The organism is Microbispora sp. H10836, assembly GCF_012999525.1.
In the GTDB taxonomy this organism is placed as follows: Bacteria; Actinomycetota; Actinomycetes; order Streptosporangiales; family Streptosporangiaceae; genus Microbispora.
On the sequence record NZ_JABBWU010000007.1, the window covers coordinates 203231 to 225273 of the forward strand.

22 protein-coding genes are annotated in these 22043 nt (G+C 73.6%); 14 read left to right on the top strand and 8 right to left on the bottom strand.

The annotated features are described in order from the left end of the window. Positions 1-243: 243 nt before the first annotated feature. The 3 genes from HHX30_RS15660 (at position 244) to HHX30_RS15670 (ending at position 3274) form a co-directional block, all read left to right on the top strand. The gene (locus tag HHX30_RS15660) at positions 244-732 is read left to right on the top strand and encodes a GNAT family N-acetyltransferase (RefSeq protein WP_169982667.1); all 489 of its coding nucleotides are present in this window, start codon (positions 244-246) and stop codon (positions 730-732) included. A gap of 90 nt (positions 733-822) precedes the next feature. Beyond that, positions 823-1542 (top strand): helix-turn-helix domain-containing protein, encoded by a 720-nt coding sequence (locus HHX30_RS15665; RefSeq protein WP_169982668.1) that lies wholly within the window; start codon positions 823-825, stop codon positions 1540-1542. 337 nt (positions 1543-1879) lie between these two features. Then, positions 1880-3274, top strand: coding sequence for an MFS transporter (locus HHX30_RS15670; RefSeq protein WP_311922477.1), 1395 nt, complete (start codon positions 1880-1882; stop codon positions 3272-3274). 379 nt (positions 3275-3653) lie between these two features. Here the strand turns inward: HHX30_RS15670 and HHX30_RS15675 are convergent, their stop codons facing one another. From HHX30_RS15675 to HHX30_RS15690, 4 genes are all read right to left on the bottom strand, one after another. Next, positions 3654-4052 carry a VOC family protein gene (locus HHX30_RS15675; protein WP_169982670.1) on the bottom strand — a complete coding sequence of 133 codons (399 nt, stop codon included), beginning with the start codon at positions 4050-4052 and terminating at the stop codon, positions 3654-3656. A gap of 52 nt (positions 4053-4104) precedes the next feature. After that, on the bottom strand, positions 4105-4422 hold the full coding sequence (locus HHX30_RS15680; protein ID WP_169982671.1) for a DUF952 domain-containing protein: 318 nt from the start codon (positions 4420-4422) through the stop codon (positions 4105-4107). After that, on the bottom strand, positions 4419-5087 hold the full coding sequence (locus HHX30_RS15685; RefSeq protein WP_211592061.1) for a TetR family transcriptional regulator: 669 nt from the start codon (positions 5085-5087) through the stop codon (positions 4419-4421). The genes HHX30_RS15680 and HHX30_RS15685 overlap by 4 nt, the downstream gene beginning before the upstream one ends. 200 nt (positions 5088-5287) lie before the next feature. After that, entirely contained in the window at positions 5288-5683 is a 396-nt protein-coding gene (locus tag HHX30_RS15690; RefSeq protein ID WP_169982673.1) for a cupin domain-containing protein, read from the bottom strand. 52 nt (positions 5684-5735) lie between these two features. Here HHX30_RS15690 and HHX30_RS15695 point away from each other — a divergent pair, with 52 nt between their 5' ends. Next, positions 5736-6746: a GlxA family transcriptional regulator gene (locus HHX30_RS15695; protein WP_169982674.1), complete on the top strand. Its 1011-nt coding sequence runs from the start codon at positions 5736-5738 to the stop codon at positions 6744-6746. A 3-nt stretch (positions 6747-6749) separates the two neighbouring features. Here the strand turns inward: HHX30_RS15695 and HHX30_RS15700 are convergent, their stop codons facing one another. Beyond that, positions 6750-7073: a multidrug efflux SMR transporter gene (locus tag HHX30_RS15700; RefSeq protein WP_169982675.1), complete on the bottom strand. Its 324-nt coding sequence runs from the start codon at positions 7071-7073 to the stop codon at positions 6750-6752. Between the two features lie 243 nt (positions 7074-7316). On the opposite strand from HHX30_RS15700, the gene HHX30_RS15705 reads away from it, so the two are divergent. After that, entirely contained in the window at positions 7317-8864 is a 1548-nt protein-coding gene (locus tag HHX30_RS15705; protein WP_169982676.1) for an amino acid permease, read from the top strand. Here the strand turns inward: HHX30_RS15705 and HHX30_RS15710 are convergent. Beyond that, complete coding sequence (locus HHX30_RS15710; RefSeq protein WP_311922442.1) at positions 8796-9536, bottom strand: TetR/AcrR family transcriptional regulator; 741 nt, start codon at positions 9534-9536, stop codon at positions 8796-8798. The genes HHX30_RS15705 and HHX30_RS15710 overlap by 69 nt on opposite strands. A gap of 151 nt (positions 9537-9687) precedes the next feature. Between HHX30_RS15710 and HHX30_RS15715 the strand changes: the two genes are divergently transcribed. From HHX30_RS15715 to atzF, 4 genes are read left to right on the top strand one after another with little or no spacing between them, the layout of a single operon-like run. Further along, a complete protein-coding gene (locus HHX30_RS15715; protein WP_169982678.1) occupies positions 9688-10503 on the top strand; it encodes an urea amidolyase associated protein UAAP1 in 816 nt (271 codons plus the stop codon). Further along, on the top strand, positions 10500-11126 hold the full coding sequence (locus tag HHX30_RS15720; RefSeq protein WP_169982679.1) for an urea amidolyase associated protein UAAP2: 627 nt from the start codon (positions 10500-10502) through the stop codon (positions 11124-11126). The genes HHX30_RS15715 and HHX30_RS15720 overlap by 4 nt, the downstream gene beginning before the upstream one ends. Then, positions 11123-14728 (top strand): 5-oxoprolinase/urea amidolyase family protein, encoded by a 3606-nt coding sequence (locus tag HHX30_RS15725; protein ID WP_169982680.1) that lies wholly within the window; start codon positions 11123-11125, stop codon positions 14726-14728. The genes HHX30_RS15720 and HHX30_RS15725 overlap by 4 nt, the downstream gene beginning before the upstream one ends. Beyond that, positions 14721-16376 carry an allophanate hydrolase gene (atzF, locus tag HHX30_RS15730; RefSeq protein WP_169982681.1) on the top strand — a complete coding sequence of 552 codons (1656 nt, stop codon included), beginning with the start codon at positions 14721-14723 and terminating at the stop codon, positions 16374-16376. The genes HHX30_RS15725 and atzF overlap by 8 nt, the downstream gene beginning before the upstream one ends. 46 nt (positions 16377-16422) lie before the next feature. On the opposite strand, the gene HHX30_RS15735 is transcribed toward atzF, so the two are convergent. Continuing rightward, positions 16423-17616 carry a cytochrome P450 gene (locus HHX30_RS15735; RefSeq protein ID WP_311922478.1) on the bottom strand — a complete coding sequence of 398 codons (1194 nt, stop codon included), beginning with the start codon at positions 17614-17616 and terminating at the stop codon, positions 16423-16425. A gap of 103 nt (positions 17617-17719) precedes the next feature. Here HHX30_RS15735 and HHX30_RS15740 point away from each other — a divergent pair, with 103 nt between their 5' ends. Together HHX30_RS15740 and HHX30_RS15745 are read left to right on the top strand one after the other, a co-directional pair. Further along, entirely contained in the window at positions 17720-18781 is a 1062-nt protein-coding gene (locus HHX30_RS15740) for a TetR/AcrR family transcriptional regulator (RefSeq protein ID WP_169982683.1), read from the top strand. A gap of 164 nt (positions 18782-18945) precedes the next feature. Beyond that, positions 18946-19899 (top strand): radical SAM protein, encoded by a 954-nt coding sequence (locus HHX30_RS15745; RefSeq protein ID WP_211592062.1) that lies wholly within the window; start codon positions 18946-18948, stop codon positions 19897-19899. Between the two features lie 93 nt (positions 19900-19992). Here HHX30_RS15745 and HHX30_RS15750 read toward each other — a convergent pair whose 3' ends face one another. After that, a complete protein-coding gene (locus HHX30_RS15750; RefSeq protein WP_169982684.1) occupies positions 19993-20637 on the bottom strand; it encodes a TetR family transcriptional regulator in 645 nt (214 codons plus the stop codon). 117 nt (positions 20638-20754) lie between these two features. Here HHX30_RS15750 and HHX30_RS41655 point away from each other — a divergent pair, with 117 nt between their 5' ends. The 3 genes from HHX30_RS41655 to HHX30_RS15760 are packed head-to-tail and all read left to right on the top strand — an operon-like array spanning position 20755 to position 22039. Continuing rightward, positions 20755-21081: a sigma-70 factor domain-containing protein gene (locus HHX30_RS41655; protein ID WP_249350090.1), complete on the top strand. Its 327-nt coding sequence runs from the start codon at positions 20755-20757 to the stop codon at positions 21079-21081. A 41-nt stretch (positions 21082-21122) separates the two neighbouring features. Then, positions 21123-21359, top strand: coding sequence for a sigma-70 family RNA polymerase sigma factor (locus tag HHX30_RS41660; protein ID WP_311922449.1), 237 nt, complete (start codon positions 21123-21125; stop codon positions 21357-21359). 23 nt (positions 21360-21382) lie between these two features. Continuing rightward, positions 21383-22039: a CatB-related O-acetyltransferase gene (locus tag HHX30_RS15760; protein ID WP_169982685.1), complete on the top strand. Its 657-nt coding sequence runs from the start codon at positions 21383-21385 to the stop codon at positions 22037-22039. Positions 22040-22043: the final 4 nt, after the last annotated feature.

The following is a 22043-nucleotide window of genomic DNA, read 5'->3' on the forward strand; positions in this document are numbered from 1 at the left end:
CTCCACGAGGTCGGGGCATCCCGCGCTATGAGGCGGCCGCTATCGAGCTCGCCCTCGCCGGGTCGAGCCTGCGCACCTCCGGTATGGAGATCTACGGCGCGGCCAATCACATAGACCGCAGGTCAGGCGCTACTTCGTTGAAGATTTCTTCACTGCTACCGCGATCCCCCGTTGTCCAGACCGTTACGGATCTCGACCATGGCAGAAGGAGGATCATCCGAAGAAGAGCGGAGAATCACGAGCATGGATCCGGTTGTCATCCGCCGTCTCGGCGGCGAGGACTGGCGTACCTGGCGCGATCTCCGGCTGGCGGCGCTCGCCGACGCGCCGGGCATCTTCCACGGGGACCTGGAAGAAGAACGTGCCTACGACGAGGCGCGGTGGCGGAGGTGGACCGAGGACGGCGTCAAGGTGGCCGCGTTCGGCGCGGATGTGCCGGTGGGTGTGGCCGCGGGGCGTGTCCCGGCGGACCGGGCCGGAGCCGTCGAACTGTTCGGCATGTGGGTGCGTCCCGAGGTCAGAGGTGGGCGGATCGCCGAACGTCTGGCACTGGAGGTGACGGCCTGGGCGCGGGAGACGGGACGCTCCCGGGTGGAGCTGTGGGTCGTCTCCGGCAACGATCCCGCTGAACGCGTCTACCGGCGGCTCGGATTCCGCGGCACGGGCGAATACCAACTCCATCCGCGCGACCCGGGCCTGCGCAAGTACGTCATGGCCAAAGGCATCGGCTAAAGGCATCGGCTGACGGTGGGCCGGATCCCCCGCTGAGTCGGGTGATGCCGTTGTCGGTGAGGGCGCCGTGAGGCGCGGGATAATGCCGGCGTGTACCGGGAGAGAGCCTCGCGTGTGCCGGGGGCGGTGCTGTGGTGGAGCACCTCCCCCGGCTCCGGCGCCGCCGAGCGGCGGGTGCTGCCGGACGGGTGCATGGACGTGATCTGGGCGGACGGCACGCTGCTGGTGGCGGGCCCGGACACCGCCGCGCACGTGGTGAGCGACCGGCCCGGCGCCCGCTATGTGGGGTTGCGCTTCGGCCCCGGCACCGGTCCGGTGGTCCTCGGGATCCCGGCGTACGAGTTGCGCGACCGGCGGGTGCCGCTGGCCGGCCTGTGGCCCGGCGCCGAGGTACGGCGGCTGACCGAGCGGGCGGGCGAGACCGCCGACCGGCACCCGTCGCCGGATGTGTGCCTGGGCGCGGTGCTGGAGGAGGCGGCGGCTCGCCGGCTGGACGTCGCACCCCGTCCCGTCGACGCCGGTCTCGTCGGCTCCGTCGTGAACGGCGTGCGGGCGGGCCTGCCGGTGGCGCGGATCGCCGCCGACGCCGGGGTCGGCGAACGGCGGCTGCACCGCCGGTGCCTGGACGCGTTCGGGTACGGGCCGCGCACGCTCGGCCGCATTCTGCGGATGAACCGGGCGGTGGACCTGGCCCGCCGGGGCGCGCCGTTCGCCACGGTGGCCGCCGTGGCCGGGTACGCCGACCAGGCCCACCTGTCCCGTGAGGTGAGGTCGCTGACCGGTGTGACGCTCGGTGCGCTGGCCCGCTGAGCGTCACACCGGCCCCGGGGGGCGGGACCCGGCGGTGCGATGCCGCTGACCAGGGGAGATTTCGGGCAGCGAGAGTAGACTCGAAGTACTGCCTGAGACAGATGCCGGGTTGCCCAGCCTTCCGCGACAGATGATGAGGGGCCGGTGAGACCCGCGCGCGGAGGCATCGTGTCGACCAGCCGGATTCGGGGGTCTCGCTGTGACACGCGACTCGTCAACCCGTCCTCTCCGTTCCGGCGACGGGTGCGGTCCGTTTCGGCCACCACCGGGTGCGCGGCACCGAGGGCGCTGAGCGGGTGTGGCCCGGCTGCTGAGGGAAAGGGCGCGTCCGGCTCGTGTGCGGGGGCACCGGCACGCGCCGTGGTTCGCGGTGGCGGCGGTGTGCGTCGGTGCGTTCATGGGGCAGCTGGACGCGAGCATCGTCACGTTGATCTTCCCGGCTCTTCAGCGCGGGTTCCATGCGCCGCTGGCGGCGGTGCAGTGGGTGGCGTTGGCCTACCTGCTCACCGTGGTCGCCTTGCTGGCCGGTGCGGGCCGCCTGGCCGACATCGCAGGGCGGAAGCTGGTCTACCTGTACGGGTTCGTCGTCTTCACCGTCGCGTCGGCGGCATGTGGGTTCGCACCGTCGCTGCCCGTCCTCGTGGCCTGCCGGGTGGCGCAGGCGGCGGGGGCGGCGATGTTGCAGGCCAACAGCGTGGCTCTGGTGGTGACCAGTGTCCCCCGGCACCGGGCGAGGGCGGCGCTGGGGGTCCAAGCCGCCGCCCAGTCGCTGGGGTTGGCCCTTGGCCCGCTGGTGGGCGGACTGATCGTCGCGATGGCCGGCTGGCGATGGGTCTTCTGGATCAACGTGCCGGTCGGGCTGGTGGCCGTGCTCGCCGGACGTTATCTGCTGCCTCGCACCCGCGAGCGGGCGCATGGCCGCGCCTTCGATCTGACCGGCCTGGTGCTGCTCGCATGCGCCACGTCGGGCCTGCTGCTGGCCGTCTCGGCGGCGTCCGGAATGGGATGGCCGATCTGGGCGGTCATCGCTCTGCTGGCGGCCGCCGCGGCGTCCGCGCTGGCCTTGCGGGGCAGGGAGCGGCACGCGGCCGCCCCTCTCCTCGATCCCGCCATGGTGGGCAGACGCACGGTGGCGCTGGGGCTGGTCGGCGCGATGTGCGGGTATCTCGTCCTGTTCGGCCCGCTGGTGCTCATCCCGCAGGTGCTGCTCGCCGCCGGTCTGAGCGAGCCCCACGCGGGGCTGGTGCTCAGCGCGCTGCCGGCGGGATTCGCACTGGCCGCGCTCGCGGCCGATCACCTGTTGCCGCGCCGGTGGGGGAATCGGCCGCGCTGTCTGGCCGGTGCTGTGGTGGCCGCCGCAGCGGTCGGGCTGGCGGCGGTCGCGCCCACCGCTCCCGGTCCGCTCGCCGTCTACCTGACCGTGCTGGGCGCCGGTCTCGGCGTGTTCGTCCCGGCCAACAACGCCGCCGTGATGGCCGCCGTTCCGACACGGTTGTCGGCGACTGCCGGAGGATTGATCAATATGTCACGCGGTGTCGGGACCGCGCTGGGCATCGCCGTCGTCACCCTCGCTCTGTACACCGCGGGAGGACCGGGAGCCGCCGGAGCCCGGGTCGCGCTGGCGGGGCTCGGGGGCGCGGCGCTGGCCGCCGCGCTGACAGCGGTTCCGCCACCCAGGACGGGTGCCGCCCACGACGGGGAGGACGACCGTGAACATGACACGATCACATGAGGGGGACGACCTCGCGACACAGATCCGGCTCACCGCACGGCTCCGGTATCTCACTTCGCTCACCGCTGCCGCGGCGGCTGCGGTGATGCTGGGCTTCGCTCGCAACGACACGGTACTTGCGGCGGGCGCTCTCAGCTGACCAACGCCTTGGTGATGGCCGTCTATGCGTTCCGGCGCCGCCCGCGCCCTATGACGTCGGGCCGGGCGCCGGGCCGATGGCGCATGGCCCAGCCCTCGGCCGGGTTCATCCACTTGATCGCTGTGTTGAGCACGGTCGCCGTGCTCCTCATCATGGTCAGCCTGCTGCCTGGATAGGCCGCACTGCCGCCGCCGATCATGAGGAGCCCGGCAGGCGTCGTGGGCTCGTGAGCGGGGCGGGTCAGTCGCCGGGCAGGGCGGCGAACAGGTCCACGCCGTTGCCGTCCGGGTCGTGCACCACCGCGTAGCGCTGCCCCCAGAAGGCGTCCCACGGCGGCAGGTGCCCCTCGTATCCGGCCTCGACCAGGTCCGCGTACACGCGGTCGACCTCGTCGGGGGTGTCGCAGCGGAAGGCGAGCGACATGCGCGTCGCGCCCTCCATGGGCGTCCAGGAGGGGTCCAGCGCGCGGACGGTGCTTTCGGTGTCCCAGGCGAGGCGCAGCCCGCCGGGCAGGGTCACCTCCACGTGGGGCTCGGTGTCTGCCGAGGGCGGGATGTCCAGGCCGAGCCGGCGGTAGAAGGACAGGGAGGCGGCCATGTCGGTCACGACCAGGCCGATGAGATCGAACGTGGGTGCCATGCCTGCCACGTTAGGGGGCGGGCGGGCCGGCCGTCTTGAACGCTTCGGACAGTCAGCGGGAGAAAGGCGTGACGGCGGTGACGGCGGTCACCGGGATCGGGCCGTAGATGTGGGGGAAGGCCTCGTTCGCCCCTTCTGGCACCTCCCGCCTGACCGGGCAGCCGAGCCGGTCCTCGTCTATCTCCAGCAGCACCAGGGGCTCGGCGACGCCGGCGTAGTAGCGGCTCGCGACCCCTCGCGCCTGGGTCAGGTCGGCGGAGGCGTGGATGTAGCCCTCCTCCGCCAGGGTCCGGCCGAGGGTCGAGACGCGGTATTCGCCCGCCGTGACGGCCGCGTTCCAGTCGGCGGCCAGCGCGAGATGGAAGATCATGGGCTGACCCTAGCGGGCGGTCCGAGCGCGGCGAGCGCGCGGGCCACCGCCTCCCCGGCCCGGTCCCTGGAGTCGGGGCGGGCCTCGACGACGTCTTCGACCCACAGTCCCGACAGCAGCCCGGCGACGAAGCGGACCTCCGCCGGCCCGCAGGGGTAGCCGGCGCGCTCCAGCACCGCGGCGACGATGCCGTCGCAGCCGTCGGTCCAGGCGCGGGCGATGGCCTGCAGCGCCGGGTCGCGGCCCGCCTGCAGATACAGCTCCCACAGGCCGAGCTGGCGCAGCCGGTCGGAGGCGTACACGCCGGTGAGCGTCTCGGCGACCTCAGGCGGCGTACGGCCGGGAGGCCGGTCCACCGACTCCCGCATGCGGGCGAGTTCGCGCTCGACGAGCAGGGCGAACGCCTCGGCCAGCAGCTGGTCGCGGCTGGTGAAGTAGTAGGAGGTGGCGGCGAGGGGAAGGCCGGCCCGCCGGGCGACGGCGCGGTGGGTCACGGCGGCGAAGCCGCCGTCGCCGAGCAGGTCGACGGCCGCGTCGAGCAACGCCTCCCGGCGGCGTACGGCACGCTCCTGCGGGCGCCGCGGGTGGGGTGTGACCGCCCGCACGGCGACGCCGCGCGGGGAGGCCGCCGCGGGGACGGGTGCGGGCCGGTCCTGATCGGGCACGCCGTGATCCTCCCCTGGATCGTCAGGGCTCCCCCTCGTCCGGGGAGCCGTCCGGATCACCCATAGGTCGCTGACAATCATGCCCTGCCGTGCGCGGCTCCGCGTCCGGGTGACAACGGGAACGGCGGAACGGCGGGATCACAGCCCGGTGGTGGTCCTCGTCCGCTCCCCCTCTGTGTCGGTTCAGGAGACGTGCCGGTTCAGGGGCCGAGCGGGTGCCCGGTCGTCGCGTCGACGTGGCCGGGGATCTCGGCGTGGCGGTCGCCGACCGTCGATGTCCCGGTGGGTTCGAACATGAGGATCGCGGCTCCGGCGGGAGCCGACGGCTTGTGCTCGGTGCCGCGGGGGACGGTGAACACCGCGCCCCGGGGAAGCCGGACCGTGCGCTCGCCGCCGGGCTCCCGCACGGAGATGAACAGCTCCCCGTCGAGCACCAGGAAGAACTCGTCGGTGTCGTCGTGGGCGTGCCAGATGTGCTCGCCTTCCACCTTGGCGACGCGTACGTCGTAGTCGTTGACGCGGGTGACGATGCGCGGGCTCCACAGGGCGTCGAAGGAGGCCAGGGCCTCGCCGAGGGCGATGGGTTCGTTGCTCACGAGTGCATCCTGGCCCCTGCGGCGCGATCGGCGTGAGTGCTAGGAATAGCGCATGACGCAAGGATCCTCGCACGACGCGCACGGGGCCGGCCCGCACCGGGTCGTCGTGATCGTGGACGAGAACTCCAACCCCTTCGAGCTGGGCTGCGCGACCGAGGTGTTCGGCCTGCGCAGGCCCGAGCTGGGGCGCGATCTCTACGACTTCCGCCTGTGTTCCCCCGAGCCGCGCACGCTGATGCGCGACGGGTTCTTCACGCTCGCGGGCGTCGCCGGCCTGGAGGCGGCCGAATCGGCGGACACGTTGATCGTCCCCAACCGTCCCGACGTGGAGGTGCCGCGCCGCCCCGCCGTACTCGCCGCGATCCGGCGGGCGCACGCGCGGGGCGCCCGCCTGGTCGGCTTCTGCAGCGGTGCCTTCACTCTGGCGGAGGCCGGGATTCTCGACGGGCGCCGTGCCACCGCGCACTGGCAGTGGGCGGCCTCCTTCCGGGCCCGCTTCCCCGCCGTCCGGCTCGAGACGGACGTGCTGTTCGTGGACGACGGTGACATCCTGACCTCCGCGGGGAGCGCCGCCGCGCTCGACCTCGGGCTGTACATCGTCGGCCGCGACCACGGCGCGGAGGTCGCGAACTCCGTGAGCCGGCGGCTCGTCTTCGCCGCGCACCGGGACGGCGGGCAGCGGCAGTTCGTGGAGCGGCCGGTGCCCGATGCGCCGGACGAGTCCTTGGCGCCGGTCCTGGCCTGGGCGCAGGAGCGGCTGGACGCCCCGCTCACGGTGGCCGATCTCGCGGCTCGTGCCTCGGTCAGCGCGGCGACGCTGCATCGCCGTTTCCGGGCGCAACTGGGCACCACGCCGCTGGCGTGGCTGACCGGGGAACGGCTCGCCCTGGCGTGCCGGCTGATCGAGCGGGGAGAGTCGCGCTTCGAGACGGTCGCGCGGCACAGCGGGCTGGGCACGGCCGCCAACCTGCGCGCGCTGATGCGCCGCAGGATCGGGCTCACTCCGCTGGAGTACCGGCGCCGGTTCGGACCGGTGACAGCGGAGCGTGTGCCGCAGGGGTGACGGTCAGTGCGCGCCGGAGAGGTTGAGCACGGCGACCCCGGCGATGATCAGCGCGATGCCCGCGGCCTTGACCAGGTTCATGTGCTCGCCGAGGAACAGGGCGCCGATCAGCGCGATCGCGGCGGTCCCGGTGCCCGCCCAGACCGCGTACGCGATGCCGACGGGCATGCGGAGCTTGAGCGCCCAGGCCAGCAGGACGAACGAGGCGATGTAGCCGGCGGCCACCACGATGGTCCAGCCCCAGCGGCTGAAGCCGTCGCTGAGTTTGAGCGCGGAGGTGGCCAGGACCTCCGAGGCGATCGCGCCGACGAGCAGGAGCCAGGCCATGGGGAACCTCTCCGAACAAAAACTGTACGCTTGTCCCAATTTTACTCGGCAAGGCGCCGCAACACCATGGGCGGGCCAACCGGGTGCTCCAGGCTTGTGAAGCAGCGGGAGCACGGGCCCTGTTCGCCCGGCGGGCGGTGAGGGATGCGTTACGGCGGATGAACGCGCCCGTGACGACGTGGAAACGACGGCCCCGTACATATCTGTCAACCGACAGAAATCCCCCCAGCTCCGGGAGCCCCGATGGCCGTCACCGTCCCTCCCTCGCCCCCCACCGACGAGAGCGCCCTGCAGACGTTCGGCTACCGCCAGGAGCTGCACCGCAGCATGGGCAGGTACGCCTCGTTCGCCGCCGGATTCTCCTTCATCTCCGTGCTGACCACGGTCTTCCAGTTCTTCGCCTTCGGGTACGCCTCCGGCGGCCCGGCCTTCTTCTGGACCTGGCCCGTCGTGCTGGCCGGGCAGATCATGGTCGGCCTCTGCTTCGCCGAACTGGCCGCCCGCTACCCGATCTCCGGCGCCATCTACCAGTGGTCCACCCGGCTCAGCACGGCGGCGTTCGGCTGGTTCGCCGGATGGATCATGATTCTCGGGCAGATCGTCGTGATCGCCGCCGCGGCGCTCGCCCTGCAGGTCGTGCTGCCGGCGATCTGGCCGGGCTTCCAGCTGGTCGGCGGCGACCCCGCGCCCACCACCGCCACGGGAGCGGCCAACGCCGCGATCCTCGGCCTCGTCCTGCTCGCGCTCACCACGACCGTGAACGCCGTCGACAACCGCGTTCTCGCCCGGATCAACAGCATCGGCGTCACCGCCGAGATCATCGGCGCGGTGCTCATCGTGGTGCTGCTGTTCACCCACGCCGAGCACGGCCCCGGCGTCACGTTCAGCACCGGCGGGCACGGCGGAGCCGTCGGCGCGCTGCTGGTCGGCTCGTTCACCGCCGCCTACGTCCTCATCGGGTTCGACAGCGCGGGCGAGCTGAGCGAGGAGACCCGCAGCCCCCGGCGGGTCGCCCCGCGCACCATCCTGACCGCGCTCACGGCGGCCGGGGTGCTCGGAGGGCTCATCCTGTTCGCCGGTCTGCTCGCCGCGCCCAGCCTGACCGACGGAAGGCTGGCCGCCGAGGGCCTGTCCTACGTGCTCACCAGCAGCCTGGGCGACTGGGTGGGCAAGCTGCTGCTGGCCGACGTGGTGCTGGCGATCACCGTGGCGACCATGGCGATCCAGACCGCCGCCACCAGGATGCTGTTCTCCATGGCGCGCGACGGGGTGATGCCGCTGTCGGGCGCGCTGTCCAGGGTCTCACCCCGCACCGGCATGCCGACCGGGCCCGCGCTGGTCACCGGGGTGGCCGCGGCGGCCGTCCTGCTGCTCAACTTCGCCTCTCCCGAGGCGTTCCTGGCCATCGGCACCACCTGCATCGTGCTGCTCTACCTGGCGTACGCGATGGTGACGGGCCCCCTGCTGTTCCAGCGCCTGCGCGGCGGCTGGCGGGGCGGGGCGCCGGACGGGTTCGCCGAGGACGGCAGCCCGCTGTTCAGCATGGGCCGCTGGGGCCTGCCGGTCAACGCGCTGGCCCTCTGTTACGGCCTGGCGATGGCGGTCAACCTGGCCTGGCCGAGGGCCGAGGTGTACGCCCCGATCACCGGCCACTGGTTCTTCCAGTGGTTCACGCTGCTCTTCCTGGCGGCGGTCGTGGCTCTCGGCGCGCTCTACCGGCGGCTACGCCGGCCCGTCGCCCTTCTTCCGCAGGTCGGGCAGATCCCCGTCGGCAACACCGGCCAGGCGTAGCGCCGCGTCGGCGGTGGCGGCGGCCAGCGTCTCCAGGACGCCGGCCGCCATCGCGCCCGGGGTGTCCCTGCGGATCAGGATGACGCCCTCGATCAGCGCGAACAGCAGATCGGTGCGCAGCGCCCGTTCGGCGGGTGTCAGCGCGGCACCGGCGGAGGTGGCGGCCAGCAGTCGCCCGTAGGTGTCCTTGAGCTCCCCGCGCATGCGCCGGAAGCCGGCGAACCGCTCGGTGTGCACCTCGGGCAGGAGGTAGAGCGCGCCCAGGTTGTGCGGGCCCGAGCACAACAGCCTGGCGTCGCAGTGGCACAGCTGCCACAGCCGCTCTTCCGGCGTGGCGCCGGTCAGGGCGCGGGCGGTCTCCAGCGAGGGCCGCACCGTGCTCTCCAGCAGTTCGGCGAGGATGTCCTCCTTGCCGTCGAAGTAGTGGTAGATCGACGCCTGCCTGATCCCGGCCCGCTCGGCCATCGCCCTCGTCGAGGTCGCGGCGTAGCCGTGCGTCGTGAACAACTCCGCCGCCGCCGTGAGGATCTCCTCCCGCGGGCTCAGGTCGCCGCGCGGGCGCGCGACGGCTCGCGGCCTGCCGACTCTCCGCACGCCGGAGCCGGTCCCGCTGGAACCGGTTTCGCCGGCACCGGGCACGTCGGAAATGGGCAGGTCGGAACGGGCACTCACCCCACGATCGTCGCACACCTCCCCCGAACCCTCGCGGCTGTGCGATCTCGGTAACCGACGGGAAACCTCACGGCGCGTGAGAGGAAACACGCGCCGCCTAATTTCTGTCGCACGACAGAAATTCCTGCCCCCTCTCACAGGAGATCGCGTCATGGCGACCAGCACGACGTACGGCGCGCGAGAGCACGCCCGCGCCCAGGAGGGCACCAGAAGCGACACCATGCCGGTGCTCCCGGCCTCCGACTGGCCCGCCCCGCCGGACGGTGTCGCCCCCGCCGACCTCGTGTGGGCCGAAACCGTCGCCGGGGGCGGCTACACCCACAAGGTGCTGGCCCGGGGCACCGAACTGCGCCTCACCGACCTGGCCGGCGACGCCTGCGCGCACCTGCTGCTCTACGTGGCGGGCCGTCACTGGGAGCGGCTCAACGTCGCCGACACCGTCAAGGTGCTGTGGAACGCCTACCTCGGCGAAGGCCACCTGCTGCTGTCGGACCAGGGCCGCGTGCTGGCCTCCGTGGTCGCCGACACCTCCGGCCGCCACGACACCGTGTGCGGGACATCCACCCTGCGGCGCAACACCGAACGGTACGGCGACGGCACGCCGCACGGCCCCGCCCCCGCCGGGCGGGAACTGTTCACGCTGGCCGCCGCCAAGCACGGCCTGGAGCCCCGGGACCTGCCCCCGTCCATCTCCTTCTTCCAGGGCGTCCGGGTCGGCCCCGACGGCCGCCTGACCTTCACCGGCTCCGCCGGGGCCGGCGCGTCGGTCACCCTGCGCGCCGAGATGCCGCTGACCGTGCTCATCGCCAACACCGCCCACCCGATCGACCCCCGTCCCGCCTACACCTGCACGCCGCTGGAGGTCCTGGCCTGGCGCGCCCTGCCGACCGGCCCCGGCGACCCCCTGTGGCAGGCGAGCCCCGAAGGCCGCCGCGCCTTCCTCAATACCGCCGAGGTGACCCGATGACCCCGCCCGACGTGCTCGCGCTCGACGTTCCCGTACTCGATGTCACCGTGCCCGCCCGCGCCCCCTGGTCGGCGATCGTCCGCGCGGGGCAGGAGCTGACCATCACCGACCTCGGCGGAAACCAGGCCGTCGACTGCCTGCTGTACGACGCGCACGACACCGCCGTCCGCTACAGCGCCCCCGACACCGTCCACGCCCAGGGCGGCATCTTCCTCACCACCGGCAGCGTGCTGATGTCCAACGAGCACACCCCGCTGATGACCGTCGTCGCCGACACCTGCGGCCGCCACGACACCGTCGGCGGTGCCTGCTCCAAGGAGTCCAACACGCTCCGCTACGGACACCACACCTCCTCCCAGCACGCCTGCGTGGAGAACTTCCTCATCGAGGGCAGCCGCCACGGGCTCGGCAAACGCGACCTGGTGAGCAACATCAACTGGTTCATGAACGTCCCGGTCGAACCCGACGGCACACTCGGCATCGTGGACGGCATCTCCGCCCCCGGCCTCGCCGTCACCCTGCGCGCCGAGACCGACGTGCTGGTCCTGGTGTCCAACTGCCCGCAGATCAACAATCCGTGCAACGGCTTCGACCCCACGCCCGTGCGGATGACGGTCCGATGAACACCCTCCTCGTCGCCAATCGGGGCGAGATCGCCGTCCGCGTCATCGCCACCGCCCGCCGCCTGGGCCTGCGCACGGTCGCCGTCTACTCCGACGCCGACCGGGGCGCCGCCCACGTCCGCCTGGCCGACCACGCCGTACGGCTCGGCCCCGCCCCCGCCCGGGAGAGCTACCTGGACGCCGGCCTGGTGCTGCGGGCCGCCCTGGACAGCGGCGCGGACGCCGTCCACCCCGGTTACGGCTTCCTGTCGGAGGACGCCGCCTTCGCCCGCCGGGTCGAGGCCGCCGGGCTGGCCTTCGTCGGCCCCACCCCCGAGCAGCTCGACCTGTTCGGCGCCAAGCACACCGCCCGCGCCGCCGCGGAACGGGCCGGCGTGCCCCTGCTCCCCGGCACCGGCCTGCTCCCCGACCTGGACGCGGCTCTGCGCGCCGCGCGGGACATCGGCTACCCGGTCATGCTCAAGGCCACCGGCGGAGGCGGCGGCATCGGCATGCGCGCCTGCCGCGACGCCCGTGATCTGGCCGAGGCGTGGGACAGCGTGCGGCGCACGGCCGCCGCGAGCTTCGCCTCGGCCGGGCTGTTCCTGGAACGCCTCGTCGAGGGCGGCCGGCACGTCGAGGTCCAGGTGTTCGGCGACGGCATGGGCGGCGTCGTCACGTTCGGCGACCGCGACTGCTCGCTGCAGCGGCGTCACCAGAAGGTGCTGGAGGAGGCCCCCGCCCCCGGACTGCCGCCGCGGGTGCGGGCCGGGCTCGCCGGCAGCGCCGCCGGCCTGTGCGCCTCGGTGCGCTACCGGTCGGCGGGCACGGTGGAGTTCGTCTACGACCCGGTGCGCGCCGAGCCGTACTTCCTGGAGGTCAACACCCGGCTGCAGGTGGAGCACCCCGTCACCGAGGCGATCTACGACGTCGACCTGGTCGAATGGATGCTGCGCCTGGCCCAGGGCGACGTGAGCCACGTGCACGCCGCGCTGCGGAACCCGCCCCGGGCCGCCGGCCACGCCGTCGAGGCCCGAATCTACGCCGAGGACCCGAGCCGCGACCACCGGCCGGGCGCGGGCCTGCTCACCCGGGTCGAGTTCCCCGAGGGCGTACGGGTCGACGGCTGGGTGGAGACGGGCACGCAGGTGAGCAGCGCCTACGACCCGCTGCTCGCCAAGGTGATCGCGCACGGCGCCGGCCGGGACCAGGCCCTGGACCGGCTGGCCGCGGCGCTGGCCGAGATCCGGATCGACGGCGTCGAGACCAACCTCGGGCTGCTGCGCGCCGCCGCGGGCGATCCCTCCGTACGGGCGGCCACGCACGGCACCGCCACCCTGGCCGGGCTCGCCGACGGCTCCCGCCGCATCGAGGTGGTCCGGCCCGGCACCCTCACCACCGTCCAGGACTGGCCGGGACGGACCGGCTACTGGCAGGTGGGCGTGCCCCCGTCGGGGCCGATGGACGACCGCTCCTTCCGGCACGGCAACACCGCGCTGGGCAACGACCCCGGCGCGCCCGGCCTGGAGTGCACGTTGCGCGGCCCGGCGCTGCGTTTCAGCCACGCCACGACCGTCTGCGTCACCGGCGCGCCCGCGCCCGTCACCGTGGACGGCACGCCCGTTCCCCAGTGGGAGCCGGTCACCGTGCCCGCCGGCGGCGTGCTGGACATCGGCGCCGCAGAAGGGCCGGGACTGCGCGTCTACCTGCTGATCGCGGGCGGGTTCGACGTGCCCGACTACCTCGGCAGCGCCGCGACGTTCACGCTCGGGGGGTTCGGCGGCCACGGCGGCCGGGCCCTGCGTGCCGGGGACGTCCTGCACGGTGGCTGTCTCAAGCACGGTGGCTGTCTCAAGCACGGTGGCTGTCTCAAGCACGGTGGCCGTCTCAAGCACGGTGGGCACCTCGCCCCGCACGCGAGCGCGGAGCCCGGCGAGCGGCCCGAGTTCGGACGCGAGTGGCGGATCGGCGTGGTCGAGGGCCCGCACGCCGACCCCGAGTTCTTCACCGGCGACGACATCCGCGACTTCTACGCCGCCCAGTGGAAGGTCCACCACAACTCCGCCCGCACCGGCGTACGCCTGATCGGCCCCAAACCGCGCTGGGCGCGCCTCGACGGGGGCGAGGCGGGACTGCACCCCTCCAACATCCACGACACGCCCTATTCGGTGGGCGCGGTGGACTACACCGGTGACATGCCGGTCGTGCTCGGTCCCGACGGCCCCTCGCTCGGCGGTTTCGTCTGCCCCGCCACCGTCGTCACCTCCGAACGCTGGAAACTCGGCCAGCTGCGGCCCGGGGACACGGTCGCTTTCGTCCCCGTGCCCTCCGCGGTCGGCGCCCCCGGCGACGGCGGCGTGCTCCACCGCCTTCCCGAGACCGGCGAGCGGCCCTGCGTCACCTACCGGCGCAGCGGGGACGACAACATCCTCGTCGAGTACGGGCCGATGGAGCTCGACCTGGGCCTGCGCATGCGCGTGCACGCCCTGTCCGAGGCCCTCCCGGAGGCGCTCGCCGCCCAGGATCTGCCCGGCGTCGTCGACCTCACCCCCGGCATCCGCTCGCTGCAGATCCACCTTGACCCGGCCGTGCTCTCCCAGCGCGACCTGCTGGACGAACTGCTCCGCGTCGAGGACGGCCTGCCGCCCACCGGGGAGCTGGAGGTGCCGAGCCGCGTCGTCCACCTCCCCCTGTCGTGGGACGACCCCGCCACCCGGGAGGCCATCGCCCGTTACATGGCGGGCGTGCGCGACGACGCGCCCTGGTGCCCGTCGAACATCGAGTTCATCCGCCGCGTGAACGGCCTGGAGGACGTGGCCGACGTGCACCGCGTCGTCTTCGACGCCGAGTATCTCGTGCTCGGGCTCGGCGACGTCTATCTCGGCGCGCCCGTGGCCACGCCGCTCGATCCCCGGCACCGGCTGGTCACGACCAAGTACAACCCGGCCCGCACCTGGACCGCCGAGAACTCGGTCGGCATCGGCGGCGCCTACCTGTGCGTCTACGGGATGGAAGGGCCGGGGGGTTACCAGTTCGTGGGCCGTACGACGCAGGTGTGGTCGAGCTGGCAGCAGCGCGGCGCGTTCCAGCCGGGCTTCCCCTGGCTGTTGCGTTTCTTCGACCGTATCCGCTGGTATCCGGTGACGGCCGAAGAGCTGCTCGAACTGCGCGCCGACCTGGCGGCGGGGCGGTTCGAACCCAAGATCGAAGAAGGTGTGTTCCGGCTCGCCGACTACCACCGTTTCCTGGCCGAGCACGCCGAGTCCATCGCGGCCTTCCGCGACCGGCAGGCCGCCGCCTTCGCCGCCGAACGCGCGGCCTGGCAGGCGGCGGGCGAGTTCGACCGGGCGGAGCAGTCCCAGGGCCCGGCCGAGACCGAGCTGGAGCTGCCACCGGGCTGTGAGGTGGTGGAAGCGGAGTTCACCGCGAGCGTCTGGCAGGTCAGCGTCACGCCGGGCCGGCGGGTCGCGGCAGGGCAGCCGCTGGTGGTGCTGGAGGCGATGAAGATGGAGTCCGCCGTCCCGGCCCCGGCCGGCGGCGTGGTCGAACGGGTCCTGGTCGCCCCCGGTGACCAGGTGGAGGCGGGCGCCCCGCTGGTGGTGCTGAGGAGCGATCGTGGCTGAGACGGCACGGGAACGGGTCAGCAGGGCCTACGCCCGGATCACCGAGACGGACCGTCCGGAGATCTGGATCGACCTGCGGCCACAGGCCGAGGTGGAGGCCGAGGCCGCCGCCGTGGACGCCCGTGTGGCGGGCGGCGGCCACCTCCCCCTCGCGGGCCGGCTGCTGGCCGTGAAGGGCAACATCGACGTGGCCGGGCTGCCGACCACCGCCGGCTGCCCCTCCTACGCCTACCGGCCGGACGCCGACGCCCCCGCCGTGGCCGCTCTCCGGGCGGCCGGCGCGATCGTGCTGGGCACCACCAACCTGGACCAGTTCGCCACCGGGCTGGTCGGCACCCGCAGCCCCTACGGCGCGGTGCGCGCCGCCACCGACCCGGCGCGGATCTCCGGCGGGTCCAGCTCGGGCTCGGCGGTCGCCGTCGCGCTCGGCCTGGCCGACCTCGCGCTCGGCACCGACACCGCGGGCTCGGGCCGGGTCCCGGCCGCCTTCAACGGCATCGTCGGGCTCAAGCCCACCCGTGGCCTGGTCCCCGCCGGCGGCGTGGTCCCGGCCTGCCGGAGCCTGGACTGCGTCAGCGTCTTCGCCCGCACGATCCCCGAAGCCCAGCGGGCCCTGGCCCTCATGACCGGCCCTTCCGCACGGCCCGCGTCGCGCCCGGCCCGCCGCCCCGGGCCGTGGCGGGTGGCCGTGCCCGCCACGGCCGACCTCGGCGCGCTCGCCCCGGGCTGGGCCGAGGCGTTCGAGACGGCGGCCGCCGCTCTGGCCTCGGCGGGCGTGGAGATCCGCCCGATCGACCCCGCCCCCTTCCTGGAGGCCGCCACGCTGCTCTACCAGGGCGCGTTCGTCGCCGAGCGGTACACCGCGGTCGGCGCGTTCGTGGAGAAGGGCGGCCCGGACCTGGATCCCACGGTCGCCTCCATCATCACCGCGGCCCGTGACCTGCCCGCCCACCGCCTGTTCGCCGACCGGGAACGCCTGGCGGAACTCCGCGAGCGGGCCATGTCCCTGCTCGGTGACGGCGACGCCCTGCTCCTGCCGGTCACTGTCCGCCATCCCACCCTGGCGCAGGTCGCGGCCGACCCCGTCGGCGTCAACAGCGACCTCGGCCGTTTCACCAACTTCGTCAACCTCTTCGACATGTGCGCGCTCGCCGTACCCGCCGGGCAGGTGGACGGGCTGCCGTACGGGGTGATGCTGGCCGGCCGGGCCCACGCCGACGACGACCTGGCCGCCGTCGCCCGGCTGCTCCAGCCGGCCGCCCGCCTGGCGGTTGTCGGCGCGCACCTGTCGGGACAGCCGCTCAACCACGAGCTCACCGCGCGCGGCGCCCGCCTGCTGGCCGCCACCGGCACCGCCGCGCGCTACCGGCTGCACGCCCTGACCACCGATCCGCCCAAACCCGGGCTCGTACGCGTCGCCGAGGGCGGCGCGGCCATCGAGTGCGAGGTGTGGGAGCTTCCCGCCGGAGGGCTGGGCGACCTGCTCTCGGCCCTTCCCCGCCCGATGACGCTGGGCCCGGTCGAACTGGCCGACGGCACGGACGTGCCCGGCTTCCTGTGCGCGCCGGAGGGGCTGCGAGGCGCCACCGACATCACCGCGTACGGGGGGTGGCGCGCCTACCTCCGATCCGAGGGGGTCCGTTTCTGACGCGACGGGCACCGCGTCCCGCGGCCGTGGCCACAGGGGCGGTCGCTCACAGGGTCACCGGCAGCGCGGTCAGCCGCCACGTGCCGGGGTCGGGGGCGCGCAGCTCGTCGATCGGGGCGGCCAGGGCCAGGCCGGGGAAGCGGCGCAGCAGCGCGGTGATCGCGGCCTGGGTCTGCACGCGGGCGAGGGATGCGCCCAGGCAGAAGTGCGGCCCGTGGGCGAACCCCAGGTGGCCGGCGCCGGGCGCCCGGGTCACGTCCAGCCGGTCGGGGTCGGCGAACACCCGGGGGTCGCGGTTGGCCGCGGCGATCAGGGCGGTGACCTTCGCGCCCTCCGGCACGGTCGCGCCGTACAGCTCGACGTCCTGACGGGCGTGGCGCGGGATCGCCAGCAGCGCGGGGCCGCACCAGCGGATGAGCTCCTCGACGGCCGCCGGCATCAGCGCGGGATCGGCGCGTACGGCGGTCAGCTGGCCGGGGTGGGACAGCAGGGCGGCCACGGCGTTGGCGATCAGGTTGGTCGGCGTCTGCCCGGCGAGGACCAGGTGCCAGACCATGGTGACGATCTCGGTGTCGCTCAGCCGGTCCCCGTCCTCGGCCTGGGCGCGGGCGAGGTCGGCCAGCACGCCCCCGGGGGCGTCCGGTTCGGCGCGGGCGGCGGCGACGGCGGCCTTGGCGCCCGCGACGATGCCCGGGATGGCCCGCGCGAAGTCCCCGCCCGCCCCGGCGACGACGGTGGCGCCCCATTCGCGCCAGCGCGGGCGGTCCTGTTCGGGGATGCCGGCCAGCGTGCAGATGACGTCCATCGGCAGCGGCCGGGCGAAGTGGCGCAGCAGGTCGACCTGTCCGCCTTCGGCGTGCGCGGGCAGGTCGTCGAGCAGGGCGCCGACGCTGGCGTCGATGCGGGGCCGGAACTCGGCCGCGCGGCGGGGGGTGAAGGCCGGGGCGGCCAGTTTGCGCAGCCGCGCGTGCTCGGGGCCGCTCATCTCGCTCATCGTCCGCATGTACGGCAGGCAGTCGTCGGGGACCGGCGGGCGCATGAAGCTGTCGGCGGTGAGGGCGAAACGGGCGTCGCCGAGCATCGCCCGCGCGCCGTCGTGCCTGGTGAGGGCCCACACGGGGCCGAGGCCGGGGATCAGCAGCCGCGCGAGCGGCGCGGCCTCCCGCGCTCGTCGGTACACGGTGAAGGGGTCGCGCAGGACCTCGGGGTCGGTGAGGTCCACCTCGGGCAGGGAAATCACGGGCAACTCCAAATGCTCATCCCAGATGTTCATGTCATCTGGATGGCGACGGTATCTTGGGCCTCGTCGTACGGCAAGCGGGCGTACGCGGACGAGGAGATCGATGGAACGCCTCACGAGGGCCGAGCTTCAGGCGCGAAACCGGGCCAGGGTGCTGGCCGCCGCCCGGGAGGAGTTCGCCGATCGGGGGTTCCGCGACGCCAAGGTCGACGCGATCGCCGACCGGGCGGGGCTCACCCGCGGCGCCGTCTACTCCAACTTCCCGGGCAAGCGGGCCCTGTACTTCTCCGTGCTGGCCGACCTGGCCGAGCGGGAGGCCGCCGTGGACGGCGCGGCGTCCGGAGCGGGCACGGCCCGGGAGGCGCTCGCCGCGTTCGCCCGCGCCTGGATCGCCCGGCTTCCGCTGGCCACCGACGGCCCGGCCAGGCTCGGCATGGACCTGATGCCGGAGGTGCTCGCCGACCAGCGGGTCCGCCGGCCGTTCGCGCAGCTGATGAAGCTGAACGCGATCGTGCTCGGGCTCGGGCTGGAGGGCCTGGACGGGCCCGGGCGGCGTCTGGTGCGGGTCGCGGAGACGGCCCTGACCACCCTGTACGGCGCGAGCCAGATGGCCGACGCGGCGCCCGGTTTCGCCGAGCCGTTCGACGTCGTCGCGGCGTGCGCCGCCCTGGCGGACCTGGATCTCGGCGACCGGTGGGACGCCCCCCACCTGCCGTTCGTCCCCCGCGCGCGGCCCGACGACGGGCCGTGGTCGCCGCCGCCCGCGGTGGACGCGCTCGGCGGCGAACCGGCCCCGCTCGCGCGCGACGGCGTGGTGGCGGTCCTCGGGCTGCACCGCCTGGGGGCCGTGGAGGAGGCGGTGCGGGCCGCGCCGCCCGCCGGCGAGGTCACCGTGGCCCTGGTGACCGGCGACCCCGGCGAGCTGGGGCCGCTGGCCCGGCTGGCCCTCGCCGAGCTGCGTTCCTGCCTGCGCCGGGCGCTGCCCGCGCGGGCCTGGCCGCGCCTGCGCGTGGTGCACGACGAGGAGGGGGCCGTCGCGGCGGCGGCCGGGGTGACCGCCGTGAGCGACGGGACCGAGGCGGCCGTGCGGGTGCGGTCGGGCCGCGTGGTCGCCCGCGCGGACGGGTACGGCGCCTGTCACGCCGCCGCCTCCGCCGAGTCCTGACAGCGCGGGACGCGCGGGGCGTGGACACTTGGCGCAACGGTCGAATGCGTGTTCTACTGAACCTCATGCGTCGCGACGCCACTTCCCGCGCCGGGGACCAGAGCCCGCCGCGGCCCCGCGTGCATGAGACGGTGCAGGAGCCGCTCGTCGGTGAGGGCGGTGAAGTGACCGCAGCCCGCCCGCGCATCGAACGGCAGGCCGTCACCCGCGTCTTCGACGGCATCACCTGCTACGAGGTGCCGGCCCGCGCGGCGCTGGAGCGGGTGCCCGAGGCCGCCGAGCTGCCCTTCGCGTGGGGCGCGAGTCCCTATCGCGGCTGCGAGGCTGGCTGCGGCTACTGCACCGCCCGTCGCGGTCACCGCTACCTGGGCCTGGACCCCGGCGGCGACTTCGCCACGAAGATCGTGGTCAAGACCGACCTGGCCCGGCGCCTGCGGCGTGAGCTCGCCTCCCCCCGCTGGGGCGGCGAACCGGTCGCGCTGGGCCTCACCGGCGACTGCTACCAGCCGGCCGAGGAGATCTACCGCCTGATGCCCGGTGTCATCCGGGCCCTCGCCGACGCGGCCAACCCGTTCACCGTGCTCACCAAGAGTCCTCTGGTCCTGCGCGACCTGGACCTGTTACGCGACGCCGCGAAGGTGACCCAGGTCGGCGCCCTGGTGTCGGTCGGCTTCGTCGACGACCGCCTGCGGCGCGCCGTGGAGCCCGGAGCCGCGACGCCGCAGCGGCGCCTGGAGGTCTGCGCCGCGCTGAACGAGGCCGGCATTCCCTGCGGTGTGCTGATGGCCCCGATCCTGCCGCTCATCACCGACTCCACCGACCACCTGCTGGCGACCGTACGGCGGGCGGCCGAGGCGGGCGCGGTCAGCGTCACGCCCATCGTGCTGCGCCTGCCGGCGGGAGCGCGGGAGTGGTACCTGCGGTGGCTGGAGCGCGAGCACCCCGGTCTCGTGCCGCGCTACCAGGCGCTGTACGGCAGGGGCCAGGTCGCCGAGGAGGGCTACCGGCTGCGGATCGCCGAGCAGGTGCGGGCCCTCGCCGAGACCTACGGCATCGGCAGGGACGCCCGGCGCTGGCGGCGGCGCCGCTCCCCCGCCCGCCAGCTCGCCCTCGTGTGATTCCTCGGGTGACCGGTGCCGCCACCGGTCCCGTACCGCCCGATCCGCGGAAGGCCGGGCCGTGGCAGGGCGGGCGTGGCAGGGCCGGGCCGTTCAGGCGGCGGGGCGGACGGCATAGCCGCCGAGAGAGGGTTCCAGTAGGCCGAAGGCGGCGTCGATGTAGCCGGTGAGAGCCGTCTCGATCTCCGCGTCGTCCTGCCCCGCGATGGCGCGGCGGAGCGTCTCGTCGAACAGCAGCCGGTGGACGCCGCCGAGCTGGGCGGCGGCCGCCCGGGGCAGGATGTCGCCGGGGCCGGCGCCGGTCTCGGCGGCCAGCGCGTCGGCCAGGGCCTTCTCGCGTTCGTCGTGGAACTCCCGCAGCCGGGCCGTCAAGGCCGGGCTTCCGGCGATCATCCGGGCGAACGCGGGACCGGAGAAACCGATGACCGGGTCGTGCTCGGCGACCGCGGCAAGGTAGGCGCGCCGGAGTGCGGCCAAGGCGGAGTCGCCGGGCGCCCTGTCGCGGACGGTCCGGGCCAGGGACTGCACGAACTCCTCGCTCAGGTCGAAGACCAGATCCTCCTTGCGTGGGAAGTAGTTGGTGACCGTCATCTTGGCCACCTGCGCCGCCTCCGCCACTTCGGCGATCGTCACCTTGTCGAAACCGCGCTCAAGGAACAGTCGGGTGGCCTCGTGGGAGATCTTCTCCCTGGTCTGCCGCTTCTTGAGCGCTCTGAGGCTGGTCTTCTCCGTGTCCATGCGCCCACCTTACATTGATTCGACCTAATTTTAGAGTTGACATGATTCTAGGTTGGACATAAGTTTTGACCTTGCCAGCCGATCCGGGCTCTCGTGCGACACCGAAGGGACCTGCTTTTGACCACTGCCGCGCTCCCCGCCAGCCCCGCCCGCCATCCGAAGGGAGCCGTGGACATCGACCCGGTGAGGGACTATCTCAAGCAGATCGGGCGCACCCCGCTGCTCACCGCCGAGCAGGAGGTGGAGCTGGGCGAGCGCATCGAGGCCGGCCGGCTCGCCGCGGAGCGCTTGGCCGCCGATTCCGGCGACCCGGCCGAACGGTGCGAGCTGGAGCGGCTGGCCGCCGACGGCCGCCGCGCCAGGGACCACATGGTCGAGGCCAACCTGCGGCTGGTCGTGTCGATCGCCAGACGCTACGCCGCCAGGGGCGGGCTGCCACACTGAGCGACCTTCTCGCCGATGACGCGCCCGGTCCCGCGGCCGAGGTGGCCGCTTCCTCGCTCCGCCATGACCTGGAGGCGGTGCTGGCGACGCTGAGCGAGCGGGAGGCGGCCGTCATCACCCACCGGTACGGCCTGGCCGACGACAGGCCGCGGACCCTCGACGAGATCGGCCGGACGTTCGGGGTGACCCGGGAACGCGTCCGCCAGATCGAGGCCAAAGGCATGCGCAAGCTGCGCGAGCCGGCCCGCGCCCGCGCCCTATCCGACCTCCTCGCCTGACCTCCCCTCGAAAGGACTCCCCCGTGATTCCCGACCCCAAGACCGTGCACCCGCTGCCCGCCCACGAGCGGGTGGTCTTCCTGAAACCGCTGGTCAGCTCGCCGAACATCGAGGTGGGTGAATACACCTACTACGACGACCCCGACGGCGCGACCGGCTTCGAGCATCGCAATGTGCTGTACGCCTACGGGCCGGAGCGGCTGATCATCGGCAAGTACTGCGCCATCGCCTGCGGCACCCGGTTCCTGATGGCCGGCGCCGACCACCCGACGATGGGCGTGTCCACCTTCCCGTTCACCATGTTCGGCGGCGAGTGGACCGAACGCACCCTCGACATCGTCACCGGCATGCCCAGCCGCGGCGACACCGTCATCGGCAACGACGTCTGGTTCGGCTACCAGGCCACGGTCATGCCCGGGGTGACCATCGGCGACGGCGCGATCATCGCCACCGGCGCCGTGGTCACCGCCGACGTCCCGCCGTACACCATCGTCGGCGGAAACCCGGCCAGGCCCCTCCGCCGCCGCTTCGCCGACGCCGACATCGAACGACTGCTGCGGGCCGCCTGGTGGGACTGGCCCGTCGAGCTGGTGACCGAGCACGCGCGCGTCATCATGGCCGGCACCCCGGCCGACATCGCCCGCGTCGCCGCCGAGCACGGACTGGAGAAGAGCCTTTGACCCA